The organism is Streptomonospora wellingtoniae, from assembly GCF_031845375.1.
GTDB classification, from domain to species: Bacteria; Actinomycetota; Actinomycetes; order Streptosporangiales; family Streptosporangiaceae; genus Streptomonospora; species Streptomonospora wellingtoniae.
This window is the reverse complement of sequence record NZ_JAVREK010000002.1, coordinates 179450-201117: the sequence shown is the minus strand read 5'-3', so window position 1 is coordinate 201117 and position 21668 is coordinate 179450. Positions and strand designations below refer to the sequence as shown.

At 73.2% G+C, this 21668-nt stretch carries 19 protein-coding genes; 4 read left to right on the top strand and 15 right to left on the bottom strand.

The features are described from left to right. Positions 1 to 9: 9 nt before the first annotated feature. The gene (locus RM446_RS02670) at positions 10 to 1791 is read right to left on the bottom strand and encodes an NAD+ synthase (RefSeq protein WP_311543442.1); all 1782 of its coding nucleotides are present in this window, start codon (positions 1789 to 1791) and stop codon (positions 10 to 12) included. A 215-nt stretch (positions 1792 to 2006) separates the two neighbouring features. Here RM446_RS02670 and RM446_RS02665 point away from each other — a divergent pair, with 215 nt between their 5' ends. Beyond that, the gene (locus tag RM446_RS02665) at positions 2007 to 3368 is read left to right on the top strand and encodes a glutamine synthetase family protein (RefSeq protein WP_311543441.1); all 1362 of its coding nucleotides are present in this window, start codon (positions 2007 to 2009) and stop codon (positions 3366 to 3368) included. An 88-nt stretch (positions 3369 to 3456) separates the two neighbouring features. On the opposite strand, the gene RM446_RS02660 is transcribed toward RM446_RS02665, so the two are convergent. Further along, positions 3457 to 4179: a response regulator transcription factor gene (locus RM446_RS02660; RefSeq protein WP_311543440.1), complete on the bottom strand. Its 723-nt coding sequence runs from the start codon at positions 4177 to 4179 to the stop codon at positions 3457 to 3459. A 716-nt stretch (positions 4180 to 4895) separates the two neighbouring features. Here RM446_RS02660 and panB point away from each other — a divergent pair. Beyond that, positions 4896 to 5738 carry a 3-methyl-2-oxobutanoate hydroxymethyltransferase gene (gene panB / locus RM446_RS02655; protein WP_311543439.1) on the top strand — a complete coding sequence of 281 codons (843 nt, stop codon included), beginning with the start codon at positions 4896 to 4898 and terminating at the stop codon, positions 5736 to 5738. Between the two features lie 120 nt (positions 5739 to 5858). Then, the gene (locus tag RM446_RS02650; protein WP_311543438.1) at positions 5859 to 6896 is read left to right on the top strand and encodes an LLM class F420-dependent oxidoreductase; all 1038 of its coding nucleotides are present in this window, start codon (positions 5859 to 5861) and stop codon (positions 6894 to 6896) included. Between the two features lie 63 nt (positions 6897 to 6959). Here RM446_RS02650 and npdG read toward each other — a convergent pair whose 3' ends face one another. The 7 genes from npdG to map all read right to left on the bottom strand — a co-directional run bounded on the left by npdG (position 6960) and on the right by map (position 14553). After that, positions 6960 to 7646, bottom strand: coding sequence for an NADPH-dependent F420 reductase (npdG, locus tag RM446_RS02645; protein WP_311543437.1), 687 nt, complete (start codon positions 7644 to 7646; stop codon positions 6960 to 6962). Positions 7647 to 7740: 94 nt separating this feature from the next. Next, on the bottom strand, positions 7741 to 8145 hold the full coding sequence (locus RM446_RS02640; protein WP_311543436.1) for a peptidoglycan-binding domain-containing protein: 405 nt from the start codon (positions 8143 to 8145) through the stop codon (positions 7741 to 7743). Between the two features lie 163 nt (positions 8146 to 8308). Further along, positions 8309 to 9244 carry a S66 peptidase family protein gene (locus RM446_RS02635; RefSeq protein WP_311543435.1) on the bottom strand — a complete coding sequence of 312 codons (936 nt, stop codon included), beginning with the start codon at positions 9242 to 9244 and terminating at the stop codon, positions 8309 to 8311. Continuing rightward, a complete protein-coding gene (locus RM446_RS02630) occupies positions 9241 to 11265 on the bottom strand; it encodes a dipeptidyl-peptidase 5 (RefSeq protein ID WP_311543434.1) in 2025 nt (674 codons plus the stop codon). The genes RM446_RS02635 and RM446_RS02630 overlap by 4 nt, the downstream gene beginning before the upstream one ends. 55 nt (positions 11266 to 11320) lie before the next feature. Next, entirely contained in the window at positions 11321 to 12727 is a 1407-nt protein-coding gene (locus RM446_RS02625) for a M20/M25/M40 family metallo-hydrolase (RefSeq protein ID WP_311543433.1), read from the bottom strand. A gap of 70 nt (positions 12728 to 12797) precedes the next feature. Beyond that, positions 12798 to 13631, bottom strand: a complete 834-nt coding sequence (locus RM446_RS02620; RefSeq protein WP_311543432.1) for a M55 family metallopeptidase — start codon at positions 13629 to 13631, stop codon at positions 12798 to 12800. A gap of 70 nt (positions 13632 to 13701) precedes the next feature. After that, positions 13702 to 14553 carry a type I methionyl aminopeptidase gene (map, locus tag RM446_RS02615; RefSeq protein ID WP_311543431.1) on the bottom strand — a complete coding sequence of 284 codons (852 nt, stop codon included), beginning with the start codon at positions 14551 to 14553 and terminating at the stop codon, positions 13702 to 13704. Between the two features lie 115 nt (positions 14554 to 14668). Here map and RM446_RS02610 point away from each other — a divergent pair, with 115 nt between their 5' ends. Then, positions 14669 to 14866, top strand: coding sequence for a hypothetical protein (locus RM446_RS02610; protein WP_311543430.1), 198 nt, complete (start codon positions 14669 to 14671; stop codon positions 14864 to 14866). A 102-nt stretch (positions 14867 to 14968) separates the two neighbouring features. On the opposite strand, the gene RM446_RS02605 is transcribed toward RM446_RS02610, so the two are convergent. The 6 genes from RM446_RS02605 to RM446_RS02580 all read right to left on the bottom strand — a co-directional run bounded on the left by RM446_RS02605 (position 14969) and on the right by RM446_RS02580 (position 21635). After that, the gene (locus RM446_RS02605) at positions 14969 to 15577 is read right to left on the bottom strand and encodes a hypothetical protein (RefSeq protein ID WP_398694304.1); all 609 of its coding nucleotides are present in this window, start codon (positions 15575 to 15577) and stop codon (positions 14969 to 14971) included. A gap of 155 nt (positions 15578 to 15732) precedes the next feature. Continuing rightward, on the bottom strand, positions 15733 to 16773 hold the full coding sequence (locus tag RM446_RS02600) for an ABC transporter ATP-binding protein (RefSeq protein WP_311543428.1): 1041 nt from the start codon (positions 16771 to 16773) through the stop codon (positions 15733 to 15735). Beyond that, complete coding sequence (locus RM446_RS02595; protein ID WP_311543427.1) at positions 16770 to 17858, bottom strand: ABC transporter ATP-binding protein; 1089 nt, start codon at positions 17856 to 17858, stop codon at positions 16770 to 16772. The genes RM446_RS02600 and RM446_RS02595 overlap by 4 nt, the downstream gene beginning before the upstream one ends. Continuing rightward, positions 17855 to 18745 carry an ABC transporter permease gene (locus RM446_RS02590; protein WP_311543426.1) on the bottom strand — a complete coding sequence of 297 codons (891 nt, stop codon included), beginning with the start codon at positions 18743 to 18745 and terminating at the stop codon, positions 17855 to 17857. The genes RM446_RS02595 and RM446_RS02590 overlap by 4 nt, the downstream gene beginning before the upstream one ends. Continuing rightward, positions 18742 to 19782 (bottom strand): ABC transporter permease, encoded by a 1041-nt coding sequence (locus RM446_RS02585; RefSeq protein ID WP_398694303.1) that lies wholly within the window; start codon positions 19780 to 19782, stop codon positions 18742 to 18744. Before RM446_RS02585 ends, RM446_RS02590 begins: the two co-directional genes overlap by 4 nt. A gap of 2 nt (positions 19783 to 19784) precedes the next feature. Next, positions 19785 to 21635, bottom strand: coding sequence for an ABC transporter substrate-binding protein (locus tag RM446_RS02580; protein ID WP_311543425.1), 1851 nt, complete (start codon positions 21633 to 21635; stop codon positions 19785 to 19787). Between the last annotated feature and the right edge of the window lie 33 nt (positions 21636 to 21668).

The window sequence follows — 21668 nt, the reverse complement described above, 5'->3', positions numbered from 1 at the left end:
GGAGGGCGCTCAGGACCGGGGCGTCCAGCGGTTGGTGATCGGCAGGCGGCGGTCGCGGCCGAAGTTGCGGGAGCTGATCTTGGGTCCCGGCGGGTACTGGCGGCGCTTGTACTCGGCCCGGTCGACCATCCGGATGACGCGTTCGACCAGTTCGGGCGGGTAGCCCTCGGTGATCAGCTCCCGCATGCCCTTGTCGGTGCCGATGTAGGCGTCCAGCAGCCCGTCGAGCAGGTCGTAGTCCGGCAGCGAGTCGGTGTCGAGCTGGTCCGGCCGCAGCTCGGCGCTCGGCGGCTTGCTGATGGAGTTCTCCGGGATCGGCAGGGGGGCGCCGGTCCGCTCGGCCTCGGCGTTGCGCCAGCGCGCCAGCCCCCACACCAGCGTCTTCCAGCAGTCTTTGATCGGCGCGAACCCGCCCACCGAGTCGCCGTAGAGGGTGGAGTAGCCGGTGGCCAGCTCGCTCTTGTTGCCGGTCGCCAGCACCAGGTGGCCCTCCTGGTTGGACAGGCCCATCAGCAGCGTGCCGCGCACCCGCGCCTGCAGGTTCTCCGCGGCCAGCCCCTCCAGGGTCAGGCCCTCTTCGAACGCCGCCACGATCGGTGCGATGGCCACGGTGCGCGAGGTGATGCCCTGGCGCTTGACAAGCTCCTCGGCGTCGGAGACCGAGTGCTCGCTGGAGTACTTGCTCGGCAGCAGGAGCGCGTGTACGCGGTCGGCACCCAGGGCGTCGACGGCGACCGTGGTGGTCAGCGCGGAGTCGATGCCGCCGGAGAGCGCGACCGCCATTGAGGCGAAGCCGTTCTTGCGCGCGTAGTCGCGCACGCCCACCACCAGGGCGCGGTAGACCTCGCCGACGTCGGAGGCGGGGTCGGCGCGCGGGGTCAGCACCCGCGGGGCGGGCGCGTAGGGCGCGACCGGCTCGCCCGAGACCAGGTGGCGCACCACCCGCACGCCGTCGACGGCCTCGCCGGGCTCCTCGGAGGGCGGCACGCCGCCGACCGTGTCGCCGCCCGCGGGCAGCGCCAGGTCGGTGACGAACAGGTCCTCCTCGAACTTGGGCGCGCGGGCGACCAGCTCGCCCTCGGCGTCGACGATCAGCGAGTCGCCGTCGAAGATCAGCTCGTCCTGGCCGCCGCTCATGTTCACATAGCCCACCGCGGCGCCGATCTCCCGGGCGCGGCGCTGGCACAGCTCCAGGCGGACGTTGTCCTTGTCGCGCTCGTAGGGCGAGGCGTTGACGGTCACCAGCAGCCCTGCGCGCGCACGCCGGGCCGCGGCCACGGGTCCGCCGCCCTGCCAGAGGTCCTCGCAGACCGCGAAGGCGACGTCGACACCGTGCAGCCGCACGACCGGCAGCGTCTCACCGGGGACGAAGTGCCGCGCCTCGTCGAAGACGCCGTAGTTGGGCAGGTGGTGCTTGGCCGAGCTGACCGCGACCCGGCCGCGGTGCAGCAGCGCGAACGCGTTCTGCGGGGTGCCGGCGGGCTGGCCGTAGCGCTCCCCCACACCGGCGCGGCGGCTGAGGTAGCCCACCGCCACGGGCAGCTCGCCCAGTCCCTCGCCGGCCAGGCGCTCGGCGAGCGCGGCCACTGCCTTGACCGAGGCCGACACGAACGAGTTGCGCAGGGCGAGGTCCTCGACCGGGTAGCCGGTCACCACGAGCTCGGGGAAAACCGCCAGGTGCGCGCCCGCCTCGTGGGCGCGCCGGGCGTGGTCGAGCACGATCCGGCAGTTGCCGTCGAGGTCGCCTACGGTGGGGTTGACTTGCGCCATCGCGATTCTGAGCTGGGCCACGCATTCGAGACTAGTGGGTGGCGCGCCCGGCGCGCCGCACCCGGGTCGCCGCGCAGCAGCGGAGGGCCTGCGACGGGGCTGCATACACTGTGGCCACAGCGGAGGGCGCGAGCTGCGTTAATGCGCCGGAAACCTGCGGCGTGCACACTGGCGGTAGGAGTCCGCGCAGAACGCTGCGTGCAGCGCCGCGCGCACCACGACGAGGAAGGTGGACCGTGAACCGACAGCAGGAGTTCGTGCTCCGTACCTTGGAGGAGCGCGATATCCGGTTCGTGCGACTGTGGTTCACCGACGTGCTCGGTTACCTCAAGTCGGTCGCCGTCGCACCCGCCGAGCTCGAAGCCGCCTTCACCGAGGGCATCGGGTTCGACGGCTCGGCCATCGAGGGATTCGCCCGGGTCTACGAGGCCGACATGCTCGCCCAGCCCGACCCCTCGACGTTCCAGGTGCTGCCCTGGCGCAACGAGCCGCACGGCACGGCGCGGATGTACTGCGACATCCTCATGCCCGACGGCAGTCCCAGCTACGCCGACCCGCGCCACGTGCTCAAGCGCCAGCTGGGCAAGGCCTCCGACCTCGGGTTCACCTTCTACACCCACCCCGAGATCGAGTTCTACCTGCTGAAGAAGAAGCCCGAGCTCGGCGAGCTGCCCGAGCCCAACGACTCCGGCGGCTACTTCGACCACACGCCGCACAACAGCGCTCACGACTTCCGGCGCAACGCGATCAACATGCTGGAGGCCATGGGCATCTCGGTGGAGTTCAGCCACCACGAGGGCGGCCCCGGCCAGCAGGAGATCGACCTGCGCTACGCCGACGCGCTGACCACCGCCGACAACATCATGACCTTCCGGCTGGTGATGAAGGAGGTGGCGATGGAGCAGGACGTCTACGCCACCTTCATGCCCAAGCCCTTCACCGAGTACCCGGGGTCGGGCATGCACACCCACATGTCGCTGTTCGAAGGCGAGCGCAACGCGTTCTACGAGGCCGGCGCCGAGTACCAGATGTCCAAGGTCGGCCGGGGGTTCATCGCCGGGCTGCTGCGCCACTCGGCCGAGATCACCGCGGTGTGCAACCAGTGGGTGAACTCCTACAAGCGGCTCTGGGACAACGCCGCCGCCTCGGCGGGCGCCGGCGGCGAGGCTCCCGCCTACGTGTGCTGGGGCCACAACAACCGCTCGGCGCTGGTGCGGGTGCCGATGTACAAGCCCAACAAGAGCAACTCCAGCCGGATCGAGTTCCGCTCGGTCGACACCGCCTGCAACCCCTACCTCGCCTACGCCGTGATCCTGGCCGCCGGGCTGAAGGGCATCGAGGAGGGCTACGAGCTGCCTCCCGGCGCCGAGGACGACGTGTGGGCGCTGACCGACTCCGAGCGGCGTGCGCTGGGGATCGCGCCGCTGCCCCAGAGCCTGGACGAGGCCATCCGGGCGATGGAGAGCAGCGAGCTGGTCGCCGAGACCCTGGGCGAGCACGTCTTCGACTTCTTCCTGCGCAACAAGAAGGCCGAGTGGGAGTCCTACCGGCGCCAGGTGACGCCCTACGAGCTGCAGCGCTACCTGCCGACGCTCTGATTCGCCACAGCACCGCCGATCTTGTAGCCATCGCAAACGGAAATCGTTTTCCTTCACGATAGCTACAAGATCGGCGGGGATCGGGGCCCTAGTCGCCGTCGAGGAACTTCTCGCGCACCGCGTATACGGCCGCCTCGGTCCGGGAGTGCAGCTGCAGCTTCTCCAGGATGTTGCGCACGTGGTTCTTGACCGTGTGCTCGGAGATGAACAGCTCCTCGGCGATCTCCTTGTTGTTCAGGCAGCGCGCCACGCGGCGCAGGACCTCGGTCTCGCGGCCGGTCAGCTGCGGGGCGGGCACGCGGCGGGCGCGGCCGCCGTCCTTCTTGGCCAGGGCTGTGAACTCGCCGATGAGTTTGGTGGCCATCGACGGCGTGATGAAGGACTGCCCGCTGGCGACGGCGCGCACGGCGGCGGGCAGCTCGTCGACGGAGATCTCCTTGAGCAGGTAGCCGGTGGCGCCCGCCTTGAGCGCCTCGAAGAGGTCGTCCTCCTCGTCGCTCATGGTCAGCATCACGATCTTGGCGCTGGGCACCATGTCCTTTATGCCGGTGCAGGCGTCGATGCCGCTGCTGCCGGGCATCCACACGTCCATCAGCACGACGTCGGGCACCAGATCGGCGGCCGTGCGCACCGCGTGCTCGCCGTCGCCGGACTCGCCCACCACGTCGATGTCGGGCTCGTCGTCCAGCACGGAGACCAGGCCGCGCCGGAAGAAGGCGTGATCGTCGACGACGAGCACCTTGACGGGCGGCGCCTGGGTCGCGGACGGGGCAGCGTAGGCTGCCTCCGGGGCGGGGGGATGCCCACTCACAACGGAAATTCCTTCCTCGCGCGAGGTGGCCGGGTATCTTCTTTTCGGACCCGCGGACATGAAACCCGCGAGCGCGTCGCCGCCCCTCGGCGGCGCTGGATGCGCGGTTCCCAGGACCGTTGTTCGGAACAGTTTATGCCATTGCCGCGCACTTCAACAGTGGCGGCCCGGGCGCGCCGGGATGCCGGAAACGGCGGCTTTGCCGGGCTTCCACAGAGCCTTCGGACAATATATCCGGGCACGTACGCACCTCCGCCCAATTCCGCCGATTCGTAGGCGATTTCCGGATCACCGCACTCCATCGGGCCCGGAAGTCGCTTCATATCGAGACGTTTTCACGTTGCGGCGGCGGCCGGTCGGCACTGCGGCGCCCGGAGCGGGCACTCCGGACAGCGATGATTTCCGGCGGCCCGCCGAATTCATTCCTCTCCCCCATACCGCTCTCGGACACGGATCGGAGTGCGCATCGCCCGCCGGGGCCGCGCCGCCCGCCCCGGCCGGCCCGCTCCCCTCGGCTCCGGCCGCCCGCACGGACAGGCTGGACGGACGCCGCCCTCGCCGGGATGATCCCGGGGCCGCCCGGGGTTGCCCCACAGTGAAGGCCGCGAATCCTGCTATGGGATGATGAATCGGCCGACGGCGCCCAGTGCCGCCGCGCCTGTCCGACACCGTCCGGAGACGCCGCAGCCGCGCTTCGAGACACCGGAGGAAGCACTATGAGCACAACCGCAGCAGCCCCCGCCCTGTACGGCGGAAACACCAACCGCAGGGTCAGCGTCCGCGACATCCTGCAGGCCAAGGAGCGCCAAGAGCGCTGGCCGATGCTCACCGCCTACGACGCGCTGACCGCGCGCGTCTTCGACGAGGCCGGCATCCCCGTCCTGCTGGTCGGCGACTCGGCGGCGATGGTCGTCTACGGCTACGACTCCACCCTGCCCGTCACCGTCGACGACCTGCTCCCCCTGACCGCGGCCGTCTCCCGGGCCACCAGGCGCGCGCTCGTCGTGGCGGACCTGCCGTTCGGCTCCTACCAGGGCTCGCCCGAGCAGGCGCTGGACGCGGCCTCGCGGTTCATGAAGGAGGGCCACGCCCAAGCCGTGAAGCTGGAGGGCGGGCACCGCGTCGCCGCGCACGTCGAGGCGCTGGTGGGAGCGGGCGTCCCGGTCATGGGCCACATCGGGCTCACACCCCAGTCGGTCAACACCCTCGGGGGCTACCGGGTCCAGGGCCGCGGTGAGGAGGCCGGCGCCGCATTGCTGGCCGACGCCAAGGAGCTGGAGCGGGCCGGCGCGTTCTCCGTGGTGCTGGAGTGCGTGCCCAGCGAGCTGGCCGCCCGCGTCACCGAGCAGCTGAGCATCCCCACCGTCGGGATCGGCGCCGGTCCCCGCACCGACGCCCAGGTGCTGGTCTGGCAGGACATGGCGGGGCTCAGCCCGCACGTGGCCAAGTTCGTCAAGGCCTACGCCGACCTGAACGAGACCCTCTCCACGGCAGCGCGCACCTTCGCCGACGAGGTCGTGCAGGGCTCCTTCCCCGACGCCGACCACTCCTACAACTGATCGCCGCCCGCCGGGAGCCGCCCCCGGCGGGCACCCGGGCTTCCCGCCGCCGACAAGTTACTCAGTAGTAGAGTTTGCGGCATCCGTGCGCGCCCCGCCGCGCGAGTCAAGGGAGGCACCATGCGCATCTCCATGCCGCTGCAGTACGCCGGCGAGGCCAAGCCGGCCGTGGACCAGGTCGTCGAGTTGGAGAAGGCCGGACTGGACACCGTGTGGGTGGCCGAGGTCTACGGCTACGACAGCCCCACTCTGATGGGCTACATCGCCGCACGCACCGAGCGCGTCAACATCGGGTCGGCGATCCTGCCCATCTACTCGCGCACCCCGTCGCTCATCGCCCAGACCGCCGCCGGGCTGGACTACCTCTCCGACGGGCGCGCCGTACTCGGGTTGGGTGCCAGCGGCCCCCAGGTCATCGAGGGCTGGCACGGCGTCCCCTACTCCAAGCCGCTGGGCCTGACCCGCGACGTCGTCGAGATCTGCCGCAAGGTGTGGGCACGCGAGGAGCGCGTGACCCACGAGGGCCGCACCTACAGCCTGCCGCTGCCGCCGGAGCGGGGCACCGGCCTGGGCAAGCCGCTGAAGATGATCAACCACCCGGTGCGCAGCAGCGTCCCGATCTTCCTGGCCTCCCTGGGCGAGAAGAACGTGGCGATGACCGCCGAGATCGCGGACGGCTGGCTGCCGCACCTGTTCATCCCGGAGAAGGCCGACACGGTGTGGGGCGAGGCCCTGGCCCGGGGCCGGGCCGAGCGCGACCCGGCGCTGGGCGAGCTGCAGATCTCCGCGGGCGGCCTGCTGGCCATCGGCGAGGGCGAGGAGACCCGCAAGCTCGCGGACTTCACGCGCCCGATGATCGCGCTCTACGTCGGAGGCATGGGCGCCAAGGGCAAGAACTTCTACAACGACGTCGCTCGGCGCTACGGCTACGAGGAAGCCGCCGAACGCATCCAGGACCTGTACCTGGAGGGCAAGAAGGAGGAGGCGGCCGCCGCGGTGCCGGACGAGTTCGTGGAGCTGACCAACCTGGTGGGCCCGGAGTCCTACGTCCGCGAACGCGTGGCCGCCTTCCGCGCAGCCGGAGTCACGCACCTCAACGTGACGCCGGTCGGCGACGACCCGGTCAAGCTGGTGGAGAAGCTGCGCTCCATGCTGTAGCAGCCGAGCGCCGATCGCGCGGGGGGGCCGGCGGCGCGCCGCCGCCGGCCTCCGCCGGTCCCGTCAGACGTCGGTGAGGCGCAGCCCCGCGTGCGCCTTGTAGCGGCGGTTGACCGCGATGATGTTGGCCGTCAGCGCCTCGACCTGGTGGGCGTTGCGCAGCCGACCGCCGTAGATCCCGCGGACGCCGGGGATGCGGGCCGCCAGCGCCCGCACGGTGTCGGTGGCGTCGCGATCGTCGCCCAGTACCAGCACGTCCAGGTCGACCTGCTCGACACCGGGGTCCAGCAGGACCACCGCTGAGACGTGGTGGAAGGCCGCGACCACGCGGCTGCCGGGCAGCAGCGTCTCGGCCTGCTGCGCCGCGCTGCCCTCCGGCACCTCCAGGGCGTAGGGGCCCTTGGCGTCGAAGCCCAGCGGGTTCACGCAGTCGACGACCAGCTTGCCCGCCAGGTCGCCGGCCAGCGACTCCAGAAGTGCGCGGTGCCCGTCCCAGGGCACCGCGACGATGACCACCTCGCAGTCGCGGGCCGCCGCGGCGTTCTCGTCGCCGCCGACCGGGAGGCCCTCGCCCAGCTCGTCGGCGGCGGTCTGCGCCCGCTCCCGGCTGCGCGAGCCGATGACCACCCGGTGCCCGGCCATCGCCAACCGCAGCGCCAGGCCGCGGCCCTGGTCGCCCGTCCCGCCGAGCACGGCGACGGAAAGGCCGGATACGTCGGGGAGGTCGTGTGGGGTTGTCTGCTCTGCCATGCCACGATCCTGCCAGGTGCCCGCCGCATGACCGAGCGGGACTCGGTGTCGGGCGGGTCACCCCGTGCGCGGGCGCCGCCGGGCCTGCGCCCGGTCAGAGCGGCGCGTCTCCCCGACCGCGCGCCTCGCGGTGCTCCCTCCAGGCGCGGGAGAGCATGGAGACCGTGCGGCCGTCGGCGACCCCGTCCCCGGGCAGCCCGTTGGCGCGCTGGAAGTCCGCCAGCGCCCGGCGCCGCTCCTGCGGCGGAGCGGCGGCGTCCAGCTCGCCGATCTCGACGAGCATTGCGCGCACCTGCCCCGGTTCGGGCTCGGGGACAAGGCCGCGGGCGTCGACGACCGCCTGCAGCGCCGGAAGCACCGCGGCCAGGAGGCGGCGCGGCCCGAACCGGCCGAGTCCGGAAGGCCGGTGCGCGTGCCCGGCGCCGGGTTCGGAGAAGGCGCTCGGCGCCGCACCCCTCTCGGGCCGCCGGTTCCGGTGCCGCCACGTGATCGCGACCATCTCGGCCTCGCCTCCCCTGGTCCGGTGTCCGCTGGCTCCTTCCGGTCTTCCGTTTCCAGTATCGGCATCCCCGCGTGAACGGGCATCATGCGCACGTTGGGAATCAGGTTGGACTTCGGACGGCTCTGCGCTGCTCCGGCACCGACGAAAGTCGGGCCGCCCACTACACCAGAGCGGGCCGGTCCAGGGTGAGGGTGCGCGCATCGGCGTCGAGGGTGGCCTCCGCGCCCAAGGGCACGGTGATCTGCGCGGCGCGGTGGCCGAACCCGAACTCGCCCACGACCGGGACCCCGAGGGGCGCCAGGCGCTCCAGCATCAGCGTGCGCAGGGCGGCGGCGTCGGGCGTGCAGCGCTCCCACGAGCCGAGCAGCACACCGGCGGCGCCCTCCAACCACCCGCTGCGCAGCAGCTGGGTGAGCATCCGGTCGATCCGCGAGACGTCCTCGCCGACGTCCTCCAGCAGCACGAGACCGCCCCGGGCCGAGGGACGGCTGTGGGGAGCGGCCAGGCTGTCGTTGAGCACACTCAGGTTGCCTCCGACGGTGACTCCGTGCGCGGTGCCCCCCACGAGCGTCTCCGCGCCGGGAGCGGTGAGCACGGCGGCGGCCTCCGGCTCGAACAGCGCGGTGCGCAGGTGCGCGGCCGCGACCGCGTCCTCGGTGAAGGACTCCAGCGCCACCACCGGGCCGTGCAGGGTGGCGGCGCCCAGCTCAACCGCGAACGCCTCGTGCAGCGCAGTGACGTCGCTGAAGCCCACCAGCGTCTTGGCGGGCGCGCGGCGCATCGCGGCGAAGTCCAGCCGGTCCAGGACGCGGTGCGCGCCGTCGCCGCCGCGCGCGCACAGTACGGCGGAGGTGCGCGGATCCAGCCACGCGCGCTGGAGGTCTGCGGCGCGCTCGTCGTCGGTACCGGCCAGGTAAGGCAGCCGGGGGTGGCGGCCGCGCAGGTGCGCGCCCTCGGCGGTCTCCAGGCCCCATCCGCGCAGCACGGACAGGGCCGATTCGAGCGCGCCGCCGGCCGCGGGGCTGCAGGGGGCGACCACCGAGACGGCGTCGCCGGGACGCAGCCGCGGCCCGCGCGCACCCGGCGCCGCCGTCACCGGCGCAGCTCCAACTGCGGGGCGTCGGTCTCGAATCCGAACACCCGGGCGTAGAGGGACAGCTCCGCCTCGAGCGCCGTCCGGATCGTCTCCTTGCGGCGGAAGCCGTGCTGCTCGCCCTCGAAGGCCAGGTAGGCGTGCGGCACGCCGTTCACCCGCTGCACGAACCGCTCCGCCTGTGCGGGCGGGCAGATCTCGTCCTCCAGGCCTTGCAGCAGCACGAACGGCGCGCTGACGCCGTCGGCGCGGTTGACCGGCGAGCGGTCGGCGTAGCGCCGGGCGGTCTCGGGCCAGGGCCCCACCAGGCTCTCCAGGTACTGGGACTCGAAGTCGTGGGTCTCGCCCGTGCGCCAGCCGGCGAGGTCGACGATGGGGAAGCTGATGACGGCGCAGGCGAAGACATCGGTGAAGGCCAGCGCCGCGGCCGCCGTCCACCCTCCCGCGCTGCCGCCGCGGATCGCGATGCGGCCGGGGTCGGCTGCGCCCTCGTCGGCCAGCGCACATGCGGCCGCCACGCAGTCCTCCACGTCGACGACGCCCCAGTTCTCCCGCAGCCGCTCGCGGTAGGCGCGGCCGTGGCCCGTGGACCCGCCGTAGTCGACCTCGACGACGCCGATCCCCCTGCTGGTGAAGTAGGCGACCTCCAGGTCGCGGATCATCGGGGAGCGGCCGGTGGGCCCGCCGTGGACCCACACCGCGTACGGCGGGCGCTCCCCCGGAGCGGGCCGGGCGTGCGGGTTTCGGGGCGGATACAGGTTGGCGTGCACCTCGCGGCCGCCGGGGCCGGTGAACACCCGCGGACGCGGGACGGGCATGTAGCCCGGGTCCGCCGCGGTGCCCCCCGACCCGGGCGGCGCAGGCGTGCCCGGACGGTCGGGCGCGCTCAGCGACCGCCAGGACCCGCTCGGCCCCACAGCCACGATCTCGGGTGCGATGTCGGGCGCGGCGGCGGGGCAGACCAGCGTGTCGCCGTCGGCTCCGCCGACGGCCAGCCGGCCGAACCACTCGGTGTGGGGCGTGTCCGCGTCGGCGACGGCGCCGGTAGCGGGGTCGAGCCGGCCCAGCGCGCTCGCGGCGCGCCCGTGCACAACGGCCACCGGTCCACGTGCCGGAACCGCGAGCCAGGTGTAGCCGAGCTGCCACAGCGCTCCGCCGAACTCCTCCTCGGCGGCCGCGACGGAGCTCGGTTCGCCCCAGGCTCCGTCGGTGCCGGCGGCGATGCGGTAGGGGTTCCACCAGCCGGAGGGGTCGGCGACGCAGTAGAGGGTGTCGGGATCGGCCCACTCGGCCTGGACCACGGAGACGCCGGGCCCGCCGGCGACGGTCGCGGGCGCTCCCGCGACGCGCCCGCCCGGACCGAGGTCGGCGACGTGCAGCACGGTGCTGTCCCAGGGCATGTCGGGGTGGTCCCAGCCGATCCACGAGAGCCGCCGGCCGTCCGGCGAGACGCGGGGGCAGGCCAGGAAGCGGTGGCCGGCCGCGACCTCGCGCACGGCGGCGGGGTCGGCGGCGGCCGAGCCGTCCAGCGGGACGGCGACGATCGCGCGGCGCACGTCGGTGGGCGCCGGGCCGGTGCTGCGCTCGCACACGCACCAGACCTCGCGGCCCTCCGGCGAGAGCACGGGTTCGACGTAGCGCAGCCCGGCGGGCTCGGGCGGCTCCGGGGTCAGGGGCGCCGGGTCGCCGCCCGGCCGCCACAGGTAGAGGCGCTGGTCGCCGAACTCGGCGAAGACCACGGCCGTGCCCGCCGCAGAGGGCACCAGCGCGTAGGCGCGGCCGCCGTACTCGTGCACGCGGCTGCGCACGTTCCAGGGGGCGGGCAGCATCTCCCGCGGGCGGGCCGCGGTGTCGTCCAGCCGGGTGCGGCACAGCGTGACGCGCCCGCCCTGGGCCGGGCGCGGCTCGGTCCACCACACCTCCTCGCCCAGGGCCGCCGGCCAGTTGGGGGCGCCCTCGTTGTCGGCGACGTCGCCGGCGCCGATCGGCGAGGGCCAGGATCCGCAGGGGAGTGCGTCGTTCACGGGGCCTCTCTCGTCGTCTCGGTCGGGGTGCTCGGCCGGGTGTGCGGGGCCAGGGTCACCGCGGGCCGCGCAGGAAGCGGTCCAGCACCCGCACGCCGAAGCGCAGCCCCTCCACGGGGACGCGCTCGTCCACGCCGTGGAACAGCGCGCCGTGGTCCAGCCCGGGCGGCAGGTGCAGCGGGGAGAACCCGTAGCCGGCGATGCCGAGTTCGGCGAACTGCTTGGCGTCGGTGCCTCCGGTCAGGCACACGGGCACGACGTGGGCGCCGGGGTCGAAGGCCAGCAGAGCGTCGCGCATCTCAGCGAAGACCGGCGCGTCCACCGGGGACTGCAGCGCCCGGGAGCGGTGGCGGTACTCCCACCGCACGCCGTCGCCGGTCAGCTCGTCGAGGGCGGCGGCGAACTCCTCCTCGGCGCCGGGCAGCACCCGCCCGTCGATCCCGGCCTCGGCCCGGCCGGGGACCACGTTCACCTTGTAACCGGCGTCCAGCACGGTGGGCGCGCTGCTGCAGCGGACGGTGGGGCGGACCAGATCGGCCGCGTCGCCGAGTGAGTCGACGAGCGCGTCGGTGTCGCGCGCCGGGTCGAACCCGGGGTCGGCGGTGGAGGCGGGCACGCCCGTCGCGGCGGCGACGCCGTCGAGCGCGGCGCGGGTGACGGGGGTCAGCCGTACCGGCCACTCGTGGGCGCCGATGCGGGCAACGGCCGCCGCGAGCGCGCTGACGGCGTTGTCGCGGTTGGTCTTGGAGCCGTGCCCGGCGGTGCCCTCGGCGCTCAGCCGCAGCCAGGCGGTACCGCGCTCGCCCGCGCCGACGGGGTACAGCCGCAGGGGCGTACCGTCGGCGGCCGCTGCGTGCACGGTGTGCCCGCCGGACTCGCCCACGGCCTCGGTACAGCCCTCGAAGAGGCCGGCGTGCTCGCGGGCCAGCCACTCGGCGCCGTAGGCGGCGCTGTCCTCCTCGTCGGCGGTGAAGGCGAGCACGAGGTCGCGGCGGGGCCGCGCGCCGGTGCGTGCCCAGTGCCGCACCAGCGCCAGCACCATGGCGTCGGTGCCCTTCATGTCGACGGCGCCGCGTCCCCACACCATGCCGTCGGCGACCTCGCCGCTGAACGGGGGCCGGCTCCACCGGGCGGGGTCGGCCGGTACCACGTCCAGGTGGCCGTGCACGAGCAGGGCGGGCGCGGCGGGATCGGCGCCCTCGACTCGGGCGACCACGTTGGCACGGCCCGGCGCCGACTCCAGCACGTGCGGGGCCAGGCCGGCGTCGCCGAGGCGCTCGGCGACGTACTCGGCGGCGGGCCGCTCGCATCCGTCGCCGCCGCCGCGGTTGGTGGTGTCGATGCGGATCAGCTCGGAGGTGAACCGCACCGCCTCCTCGTCGAGTCGGTCGAGGCCGGCCTGCCCCGGGTCGGTTCCGGATTCCGGCCGTCGTGCTGTGCGGGCGCGCTCCACCTCGTGCATGCCTTTCGTCGGTGCCCGCCGGCGCTGGGCGCCGGCTCCGGTGCCGCCGCCCCTTCCCCTCGCCGCCCGGTCAGCCGTAGTCGGCCTCGACCGCGTTGGAGACGAGCGTGGTGACGGCCTTGAAGCAGCGGATCATCTCAAAGGCCGTCTGCGAGGTGTAGCGGACACGCCGAGCTCCGGTCTGCTCGACGCCGGGGACCAGCGCCGCGGCGCCGGCCAGGTGGGCGGCGTCCAGCTCGACCTCGACGGTCAGGGGCCCGCGCGCGGCGGCCGCGGTGCGCCCGGCCTCGGCCGCCGCGGCCTCCGCCGCGTCGGCGATGTCCTCGGCGGTGGCGCCGGGCGGGCGGCACAGGGCGGCGTAGCGCGAGACGTAGCGCTTGACCGCGACGGTGTGCGCGTCGGGCGCATAGGCGGCGGCGTCCACGCAGGCCCGGTCGTCGCCGGTGACGAGCAGCACCGGCACGCCGTACTCGGCGGCGACGCAGGAGTTGAGCCGGCCCTCGTCGGCGGGCTCGCCGTCCAGCCACACGCCCGTGATGGAGTTGGGCAGGTAGGTGTGGGCGAGCACCCCTTCGGCGCCGGCGCCGCTGTGGTAGCCGAGGAAGGCGACCCCGTCGACGTCGCCGTGCTGAATGCCCTCGACCATGGAGAGGTCCTTGTGGCGGCCGGTGATCATGGCGGCGCGCTCGTCGAGCCGCTCCAGCAGCAGGTTGCGCATCGTCGCGTGCGCCTCGTTGACGAGCACCTCGCGCGCGCCGCCGGCGAAGAACCCGGAGATGGCGGCGTTGACGTCCGAGGTGAACATGGACCGGCAGCGCTGCCACTGCTCGGTGCCCGGTGTGACGTCGGCGGGCCAGGTGACCCCGGTGGCCCCCTCCATGTCGGCCGAGATCAGGATCCGCACCGTGTCCGCTCCCCTCGCCGGGCCCCCGCCTGCAGTACTGGTGCGGGCGCCCGGCCCGCAGCGCCTGTTCTCAGGGCAGTGTGAGGATCTCGGCACCCTCGTCGGTGATGACCAGGCTGTGCTCGAACTGGGCCGTGCGCCTGCGGTCGGCGGTGACCGCCGTCCACCCGTCGTCCCAGACCTCGTAGTCGATCGTGCCCAGAGTGATCATCGGCTCGATGGTGAAGGTCATGCCGGGCTCCATGACCGTGTCGGCCCGCGGGTCGTCGTAGTGGGGCACCACCAGGCCGGAGTGGAACTCCGGTCCGACTCCGTGCCCGGTGAAGTCGCGGACGACGCCGTAGCCGAAGCGCTTGGCGTAGGACTCGATCACCCGGCCGACGACGCTGAGCTGCCTGCCGGGGCGGCACGCCTTGACGGCGCGCATCGTGGCCTCGCGGGTCCGCTCGACGAGCAGCCGCGACTCCTCGTCGACGTCGCCCGCCAGGAAGGTGGCGTTGGTGTCGCCGTGCACCCCGTGGATGTAGGCGGTGATGTCGATGTTGACGATGTCGCCGTCGGAGACGACGGTGTCGTCGGGGATACCGTGGCAGATGACCTCGTTCAGCGAGGAGCACAGCGACTTGGGGTAGCCCTTGTACCCGAGGGTGCTGGGGTAGGCGCCGTGGTCGCAGAGGAACTCGTGGCCGACGCGGTCCAGCTCGTCGGTGGTCACCCCGGGGGCCACGTGCTCGCCGACCTCGCGCAGCGCCTGCGCCGCGATGCGCCCGGCTTCGCGCATGGCCTCGATGGTCTCGGGCGTCTGCACGTCGCCGAGCACGCCCTCGGCGGGGCGCTTCTTGCCGACGTACTCCGGACGCGCGATGGCGGAGGGGACCGTACGGGGCGGCGAGATACGCCCGGGAACCAGCGGAGTAGTCATGTCAGCGCATTCTAGTTCTTAGGGGACCCGCGGCGATCCGCGTCGGGACACCGACACGCGGGTAAGAGCCGGAGAGCAGGCAATGAGAAGCGGGACGAATCAGCAGGAGCCGACCATGAGCGACCGGGACCACACCACCCCGGATGAGGACCGGCAGTGGTGGTATTGCCTCAGACACAGCAAGCCCGAGCAGGGGCCCGGGTGCCCGGGCAAGTACCGGCTCGGCCCCTACCCCGACGAGGCCACCGCCGCGGCTGCGCTGAACATCGTCGCCGAGCGCAACGAGTCCTGGGACGATCAGGACCGCGACTGAGCCGGATCCCTCCCCGGCCGGGCCGGCCCCTCCGGCGCCGTGGAGGCCGGGCCCCGGCCCGCCCGCCCGTTTGTGCCCGCGCGCGGGTGGGCGGCAGGCGGATCAGTCGAGGATCCGCGGGCCGCTGACCACGTCGAGGAACCGCGACAAGCGCTCGCGCAGCCCCGGTTTGCGGTCGGCGCCGGGCTGCCCGGCGGCGGTGCTGACCAGGTGCTGCAGTCCTTCGAACGTGAGCGGCTCGCGCTCGGGGCGCAGGCTGATGGACTCGTGGGCAAGCGAGGTGAGCTCGCGGTCGCCCTGGTCCAGCGAAAGGATGGTCGCACCGGTGCGGCGGGCGTCGTCGACGCGCTCCAGCAGCGGGACGGGCGCGTCCTCCTCGCCGTTGACCACGAACAGCGTCTCGCCGCGCCGGGCGTCGGCCAGCCGCTCCAGCCCGATCCGCAGGTGCGGCGGGGCGTCCGGCGGCGGCTGCCAGCGCACCAGGCTGGGCGCGATCTGGGGCAGGCCGCTGTAGCGGGCCTCGTCGTCCAGATGGGCGGCCAGGTGCCAGGGCTCGTCCTCGGGGGTGCCGACGAGCATGAGGCCGCCGGGGCTGCGGGTGCGGCGGAGCGCTTTGGCGAAGTCCTCGGTCCGCTCCAGCCACGGCGTCGGGGCCAGGAGTTCGCGCAGGAGCGCTACGTGTTGGGCGTCCACGCACCCATGGTGCCTCATACCGCGGCCGCGCGCCGGTCTTTCCCGCCGACGGCCTGCGAACGCGGCGCGGCCCACCGCGGCGAAACCCCGTTGATCTTGTAGCCATCGTGAAGGAAAACGATTTCCAGTGACGGTGGCTACAAGATCGACGGTGATATGCCGGGACGGCCGGCTCAGCCGGTCGGCTCGGCCTCGCGCGCGTGCGCCCAGTGGCAGGCGACCTGCGCGGCGGCGCCGGAGCCGCCGAGCATGCCCGGGTCCTCGCTGCGGCAGCGCTCGGCGACCCCCGCCGCCTGAGCGGCACCCGAGGCGAGGACCGGGCAGCGCGGGTGGAAGCGGCAGCCGCCGGGGATGCGGGTGGGGTCGGGCGGCTCGCCCGCGAGGATCTGCGGCTCGCCGGCGCCCGCCTCGGGCAGCACCGACAGCAGCGCCTTGGTGTAGGGGTGGCGCGGCGCGGCCAGCACCTCCTCGACGGTGCCGGTCTCGACCACCCGGCCCAGGTACATCACGGCGGCGCGGTCGGCGATGTTCCAGGCCAGCCCCAGGTCGTGGGTAACGACCAGCGCCGCCAGGCCGTGGTCGTCGCGCAGGCGCAGCAGCAGCTGCAGGATCTCCCCGCGCACCGACGCGTCCAGCGACGCCACGGGCTCGTCGGCGACGATGACCTCGGGCTGCAGGACCAGCGCTCCCGCGATGGCGACGCGCTGGCGCTGCCCGCCGGACAGCTCGTGCGGGTAGCGCAGGAAGAACCGCTCCGGCGGGCGCAGCCCGGAGCGCGCGAGCGCTTCGGCGACGTGCTCCTCCTCGTCGGCGGTGCTGCCGCTGTGGATGCGCCGCCCCTCGGCGACCGCCTCGTAGACGGTGTGCCGGGGGTTCAGCGCGCCTGTGGGGTCCTGCAGCACCAGCTGCACGCGCCGGCGGACCTCCTTCAGCTCCCGCGGGCGATACCCCAGCCCCCGGCCGCGGAAGGCCACGCGGCCCGCGGAGGGCCGCACCAGCCCGAGCAGGGCGCGGGCCAGCGTGGACTTGCCGCACCCGGACTCGCCCACCAGGGCGACGATCTCGCCGGCGCCGATCTCCAAGTCGACCCCGTCGACGGCGCGCGCCGTGCTGCGGCCCGTGCGCCCGGTGAAGGCGACCTCCAGCCCTTCGGCCGCGAGCACCGGGGCGGCGGTCGCGTCGGTGGCGCCGGGGGCGTCGGCTTCAGCGCTCATCCCGTCTCCTCGGGTTGCGGTTGCGGCCGGACGGCGGCCGAGTGCTCCTGCTCGGGTGAGAGAACCTGGACACAGGCGGCTCTGCGTCCCGGGCCGGCCGGCCACAGCACGGGGTCGACCTCGGAGCAGCGCTCCTGGACCTCGGGGCAGCGGGGGCGGAACGAGCAGCCCGACGGCAGCTCCGAGGGGTCGGGCGGGTCGCCGGGCAGCCCTCGCGGGGCGCGCCGCGAGGCCGGGTCCCCCACGCGGGGGAAGGCGGCGCTCAGCGCGGCGCTGTAGGGGTGGCGCGCCGCGGCGAAGACCTCGTCCGCGGGCCCTTCCTCGACGATGCGCCCGGCGTACATGACGGCGAGCCGGTCGCAGGTCTCGGCGAGCACCGACAGGTCGTGGCTGATCATCAGCATGCTGATGTCCAGGCCGGTGACCAGCTCGTCGATGAGCCGCAGGATCTGCGCCTGGATCATCACGTCCAGGGCGGTGGTGGGCTCGTCGGCGATGATCAGCCGCGGGCGGCAGGCCAGCGCCATGGCGATCATGGCGCGCTGGCGCTGGCCGCCGGAGAGCTCGTGCGGATACGAGCGCTCCCGCCACGCGGGCAGGCCGACCTGCTCCAGCAGCTCGCTCACCTGCGCCCGCGCCTGGGCGGGCGCGGCGCTGCCGTGCACCAGCAGCGGTTCGGCGATCTGGTCGCCGACGCGCTGGACGGGGTTGAGCGAGTGCATCGCGCCCTGGAACACGATTGAGGCTCCGGCCCAGCGCACGGCGCGCAACCGGCCCCAGCGCATGTCCAGCACGTCGTCACCGTCCAGCAGCACCCGCCCGCCGATGCGCGCCGAGCGGGGCAGCAGCCGCAGCAGCGCCAGCGCCACGGTGGACTTTCCGCAGCCCGACTCCCCGGCGACGCCGAGCTTGCTGCCCGACGCCAGCCCGAAGGAGACGCCCCGAACGGCGGGGATCTCACCACCTCCCGCGCGGTAGGACACGGAGAGGCCGTCGACCTCCAGGTAGGGGGCGGGGCCGGCCCCGCCCGCGGTGTTCGCCGGTTGTTCCGCCGGGGTGTCCGGCGGATGCTCGGTCGGATTCATCGGCGCTCCCGCAGCCGGGGGTTGAGCACACCCTCCAGGGCGCGCCCGCACATGGTGAACGACAGTGCGACGACGGCGATGGCCACGCCCGGCGGAATCATGTACCACCAGATGCCCGAGCTGATGGCGCCGGCGTTGCGCGCCTCCTGGATGATGCCGCCCCAGGAGATGGTGCCCGGGTCGCCCAGCCCGAGGAAGGCGAGTGTCGCCTCCATCAGGATCGCTTCGGCCACCAGCAGCGTGGTCTGTGCCAGCACGACCGGCAGGACGTTGGGCAGCACGTGGCGCAGCATGACGTGGACGTGGCCGCCGCCGAGGGCGCGCGCCCGCTCGATGAAGGGCCGCGCCTCCACTGCAAGGGTCTGGGCGCGCACGACGCGCGCGGTGGTGGGCCAGGCGGTGACCCCGATGGCGATGATGATGGTCAGGGTGCTGCGTGACATGACCGCCGCCAGCGCCACCGCCATGACCAGGGCGGGCAGCACGGCGAACCAGTCGGTGACGCGCATCAGGACGTTGCCCGACCATCCGGCGTAGTGGCCGGCGACGACCCCGACGAGGGTGCCCAGGGCGACCGATACGAACGCGGCGAGGAAGCCCACGGTCAGCGAGATCCGCGCACCCCACACCACCAGGTCCAGCACGGAGCGCCCGAAGGCGTCGGTGCCCAGCGGGAACCCGGGGCCGGGCGGCTGGAACCGGCCGCCCTCGGCCCCGGTGAGGCTGAGCGCGGCCTTGTCCACGAACAGGGGCGCGGTGAGCGCCGCCAGCACGATCAGCGCCAGCACGGCGAGGCCGGCCAGGCCGCCGCGGTTTCCGGCGAAGGCGCGGGCGTAGCCGGCGAGCGCCCGGCGGCGGCGCGTCCAGACCAGCGCGGCGCGGCTCATGTCCGCACCCGGGGGTCCAGCAGCGGGTAGACCAGGTCGGCCAGCAGGTTCATCAGGATCACCGAGCCCGCGAAGACGACGAACAGCGCTTGGACGATGGGCAGGTCGGGCACCCGCAGTCCGGAGTAGAACAGCGAGCCCAGCCCGGGCCAGGCGAACACCGTCTCGATCAGGATCACGCCGGATACCACGCGCCCCAGGTTGAGGAAGATGAGGGTGACCGTGGGCAGCAGCGCGTTGGGGACGGCGTGGCGCCGCAGCACCAGGGAGTCGCGCAGCCCCTTGGCGCGGGCGGTCGTCAGGTAGTCCGAACCCATCTCATCCAGGACCGACGAGCGCATGATCATCATGTACTGGGCGTAGACGACGGCGACCATGGTGGCCACGGGCAGCACCAGGTGGTGTCCCACGTCCAGCGCGACGGCGAACGTTCCCTCCACACCGGGGCTGGACATCCCGCTGGTGGGGAACAGGCCGACGCCGGAGGCCAGCAGCACGATCAGCAGCAGTCCCAGCCAGAACGAGGGCACCGACCACAGTGCCAGCGCGATACCGGTGTCCACGCGGTCCATCAGCGACCCGCGCCGCCAGCCAGCGCGCGTGCCCAGCACCAGGCCCAAGATCGCGGCGATGACGGTGCCGGTGCCCGCCAGCAGCAGGGTGGGGCCGATCCGTTCGGCGATCAGGTCGGCGACCGGCACGCGGTACTGGTAGGACATGCCGAAGTCCAGGGTGAGCATGCCCAGGCAGTAGTCGGCGAACTGCTGCGGCAGCGGCTGGTCGAGGCCGAAGTCCCGGCGCATCGCCTCCAGCTGCTCGACGCTGACCGAGCGCCCCTGGGTCAGGGCCGACACCGGGTCCCCGGGCAGCACCCGGAACAGGAAGAAGCTGGTGACCATGACCGCCAGCAGCGACACCAGCGCGGTCAGCACGCGTCCGCCCAGGTAGCGCACGGCCGGGTGCAGGCCGGGACGGCCGCGGCGGGGCAGGGTGCCCGCCGCGGACCGCCCGGTTCGTGTGCTCTCGGAGGCCGCCACGGCTACTCGCGGTCCTCTGCGCCGGCCGCGCGGCGGCGAACGAGGTAGACGCCTGCGCCCGCGGCCACCAGGACCACGGCGCCCGCGCCCGCCAGCACCCAGGGTGACACCGAGGCCCCGGCACGGGAGTCGGCGGCCGGAACCGCCGAGCTCCACGACCAGTGGCCGTCCTGGCCCCAGATGTTGCCGCCGGGGTCGGGCTGGACCTGGATGGAGGCGATCTGGTCGGACCGGTAGGCCTCCAGCGTGTCGGCGTAGGTCAGCACGTTGACCACGGCCTCGTCGTACAGGATCGCCTGCATCTTCTCGACCGCGGCGGCGCGGCCCTCGGGGTCGTCGTAGGCGGCCAGCTGCTCCTTGTAGAGGCGGTCGTAGTCCTTGTCGCAGAAGTACGCGTCGCTGCGCATGGTCCCGGGCTCGGTCGGCAGCGCACCGCAGGTGTGGATGCCCAGCACGTAGTCGGGATCGGGGTTGACCGTCCACCCGGTGAAGATCAGGTCGTACTCGCCGCTGTGGAGGGCGTCGCTGAGCACCCCGGGGTCGACGGTGCGGTTCTCGACCTCGATGCCGATGTCGGCCAGCCGCTCCACCAGGAGCTTGCCCATCGCGACGTAGTCGGGCCGGTCGTTGTGGACGTGCATGCGCAGCTTGAGCGGGTCGCCGTCCGGTGAGACGCGCACGCCGTTCTCGCCCCGCTCGTAGCCGGCCTCGTCCAGCATCTCGTTGGCCGCGTCGGGGTCGAAGTCCAGGCGCTGGGAGGCGTCGGGCTTCCAGTGGTAGGTGTCGTAGCGGGCCGGGATGTAGCCGCCGGCGGCCTCGGCGTAGCCGCCGTAGACGGACTCGACGATCTCGTCCTTGTCGATCGCGCGCATGATGGCGCGGCGCAGCACCCGGTCCTGCAGGGCGGGGTGGCCGTCGCCGAACTCCTCGCCGTCCCGGGTGCGCGCACCCGGGTTGATGGTGAAGCCCTGGAACCGCTTGCCGCTGGCGGTGTTGACCGTGATGTTCTCGGTGCCCTTGAGCGCGTCGGCCTGGGCGGGGGTGAGCCCGCTGACGAAGGACACCTCACCCGCGCGCAGCGCCTCGACCTGGGCGTCCAGCTCGGGCATGTAGCGGAACACCAGGCGGTCGAACTTCGGCGGGTCGCGCCAGTAGTCCTCGTTGGCCTTCAGGGTGATCGACTGGTTCGGCTCGTGGTCGGTGATGACGAAGGGCCCGCTGCCGACGATCGGGAACTCGTCGTTGTCGAATGAGGAGTAGTCGCCGACGTCCTCCCAGACGTGCTTGGGCACGATCGGGACGTCCAGGGCCAGCATGGTGGCCTGGGGCTGCTTCAGCTCGATCCGCAGGGTGGTGGCGTCGACGGCCTCCACGCTCTCGAAGTTGGCCACGAAGTTGCCGTTGGCGGTGGCGGCGCCCGCGTCCTCCATCATCGTGGTGAAGGTCCAGGCGGCGTCCTCGGCGGTCACCGGCTCGCCGTCGCTCCAGGTTGCGCCGTCGCGAATGGTGTAGGTCCAGGTCAGGCCGTCCTCGGAGGTCTTCCAGGACTCGGCCAGCCCGGGGATGGGCTCGTTGGTCTCGGGGTCGTAGTTGGTGAGGTAGTCGTAGGCGAGCCGGTGGACGCTGGTGCTGATGAGCCGCTGGGCCAGGAACGGGCTGAGCGAGTCGACCGGCTGGGACGCTGCGATGGTGAGGGTGTCGGCGCCGTCCGAGTCCGCGGCGGCGTTCGGGGCCGCGCTCAGTGCGGGGGCGGCGGCGACGAGCGCCGCGGTGACGGCGGCCGCGGTGCGCCGCGCCGCGCGGCTCTTCGGTGCCCGTGCCGGCGGCCGGGCGGGTTCCTGCTGTCGGGCCATGTGCTGCTCAACCCCTCGGGTTCGCGGTGCGGG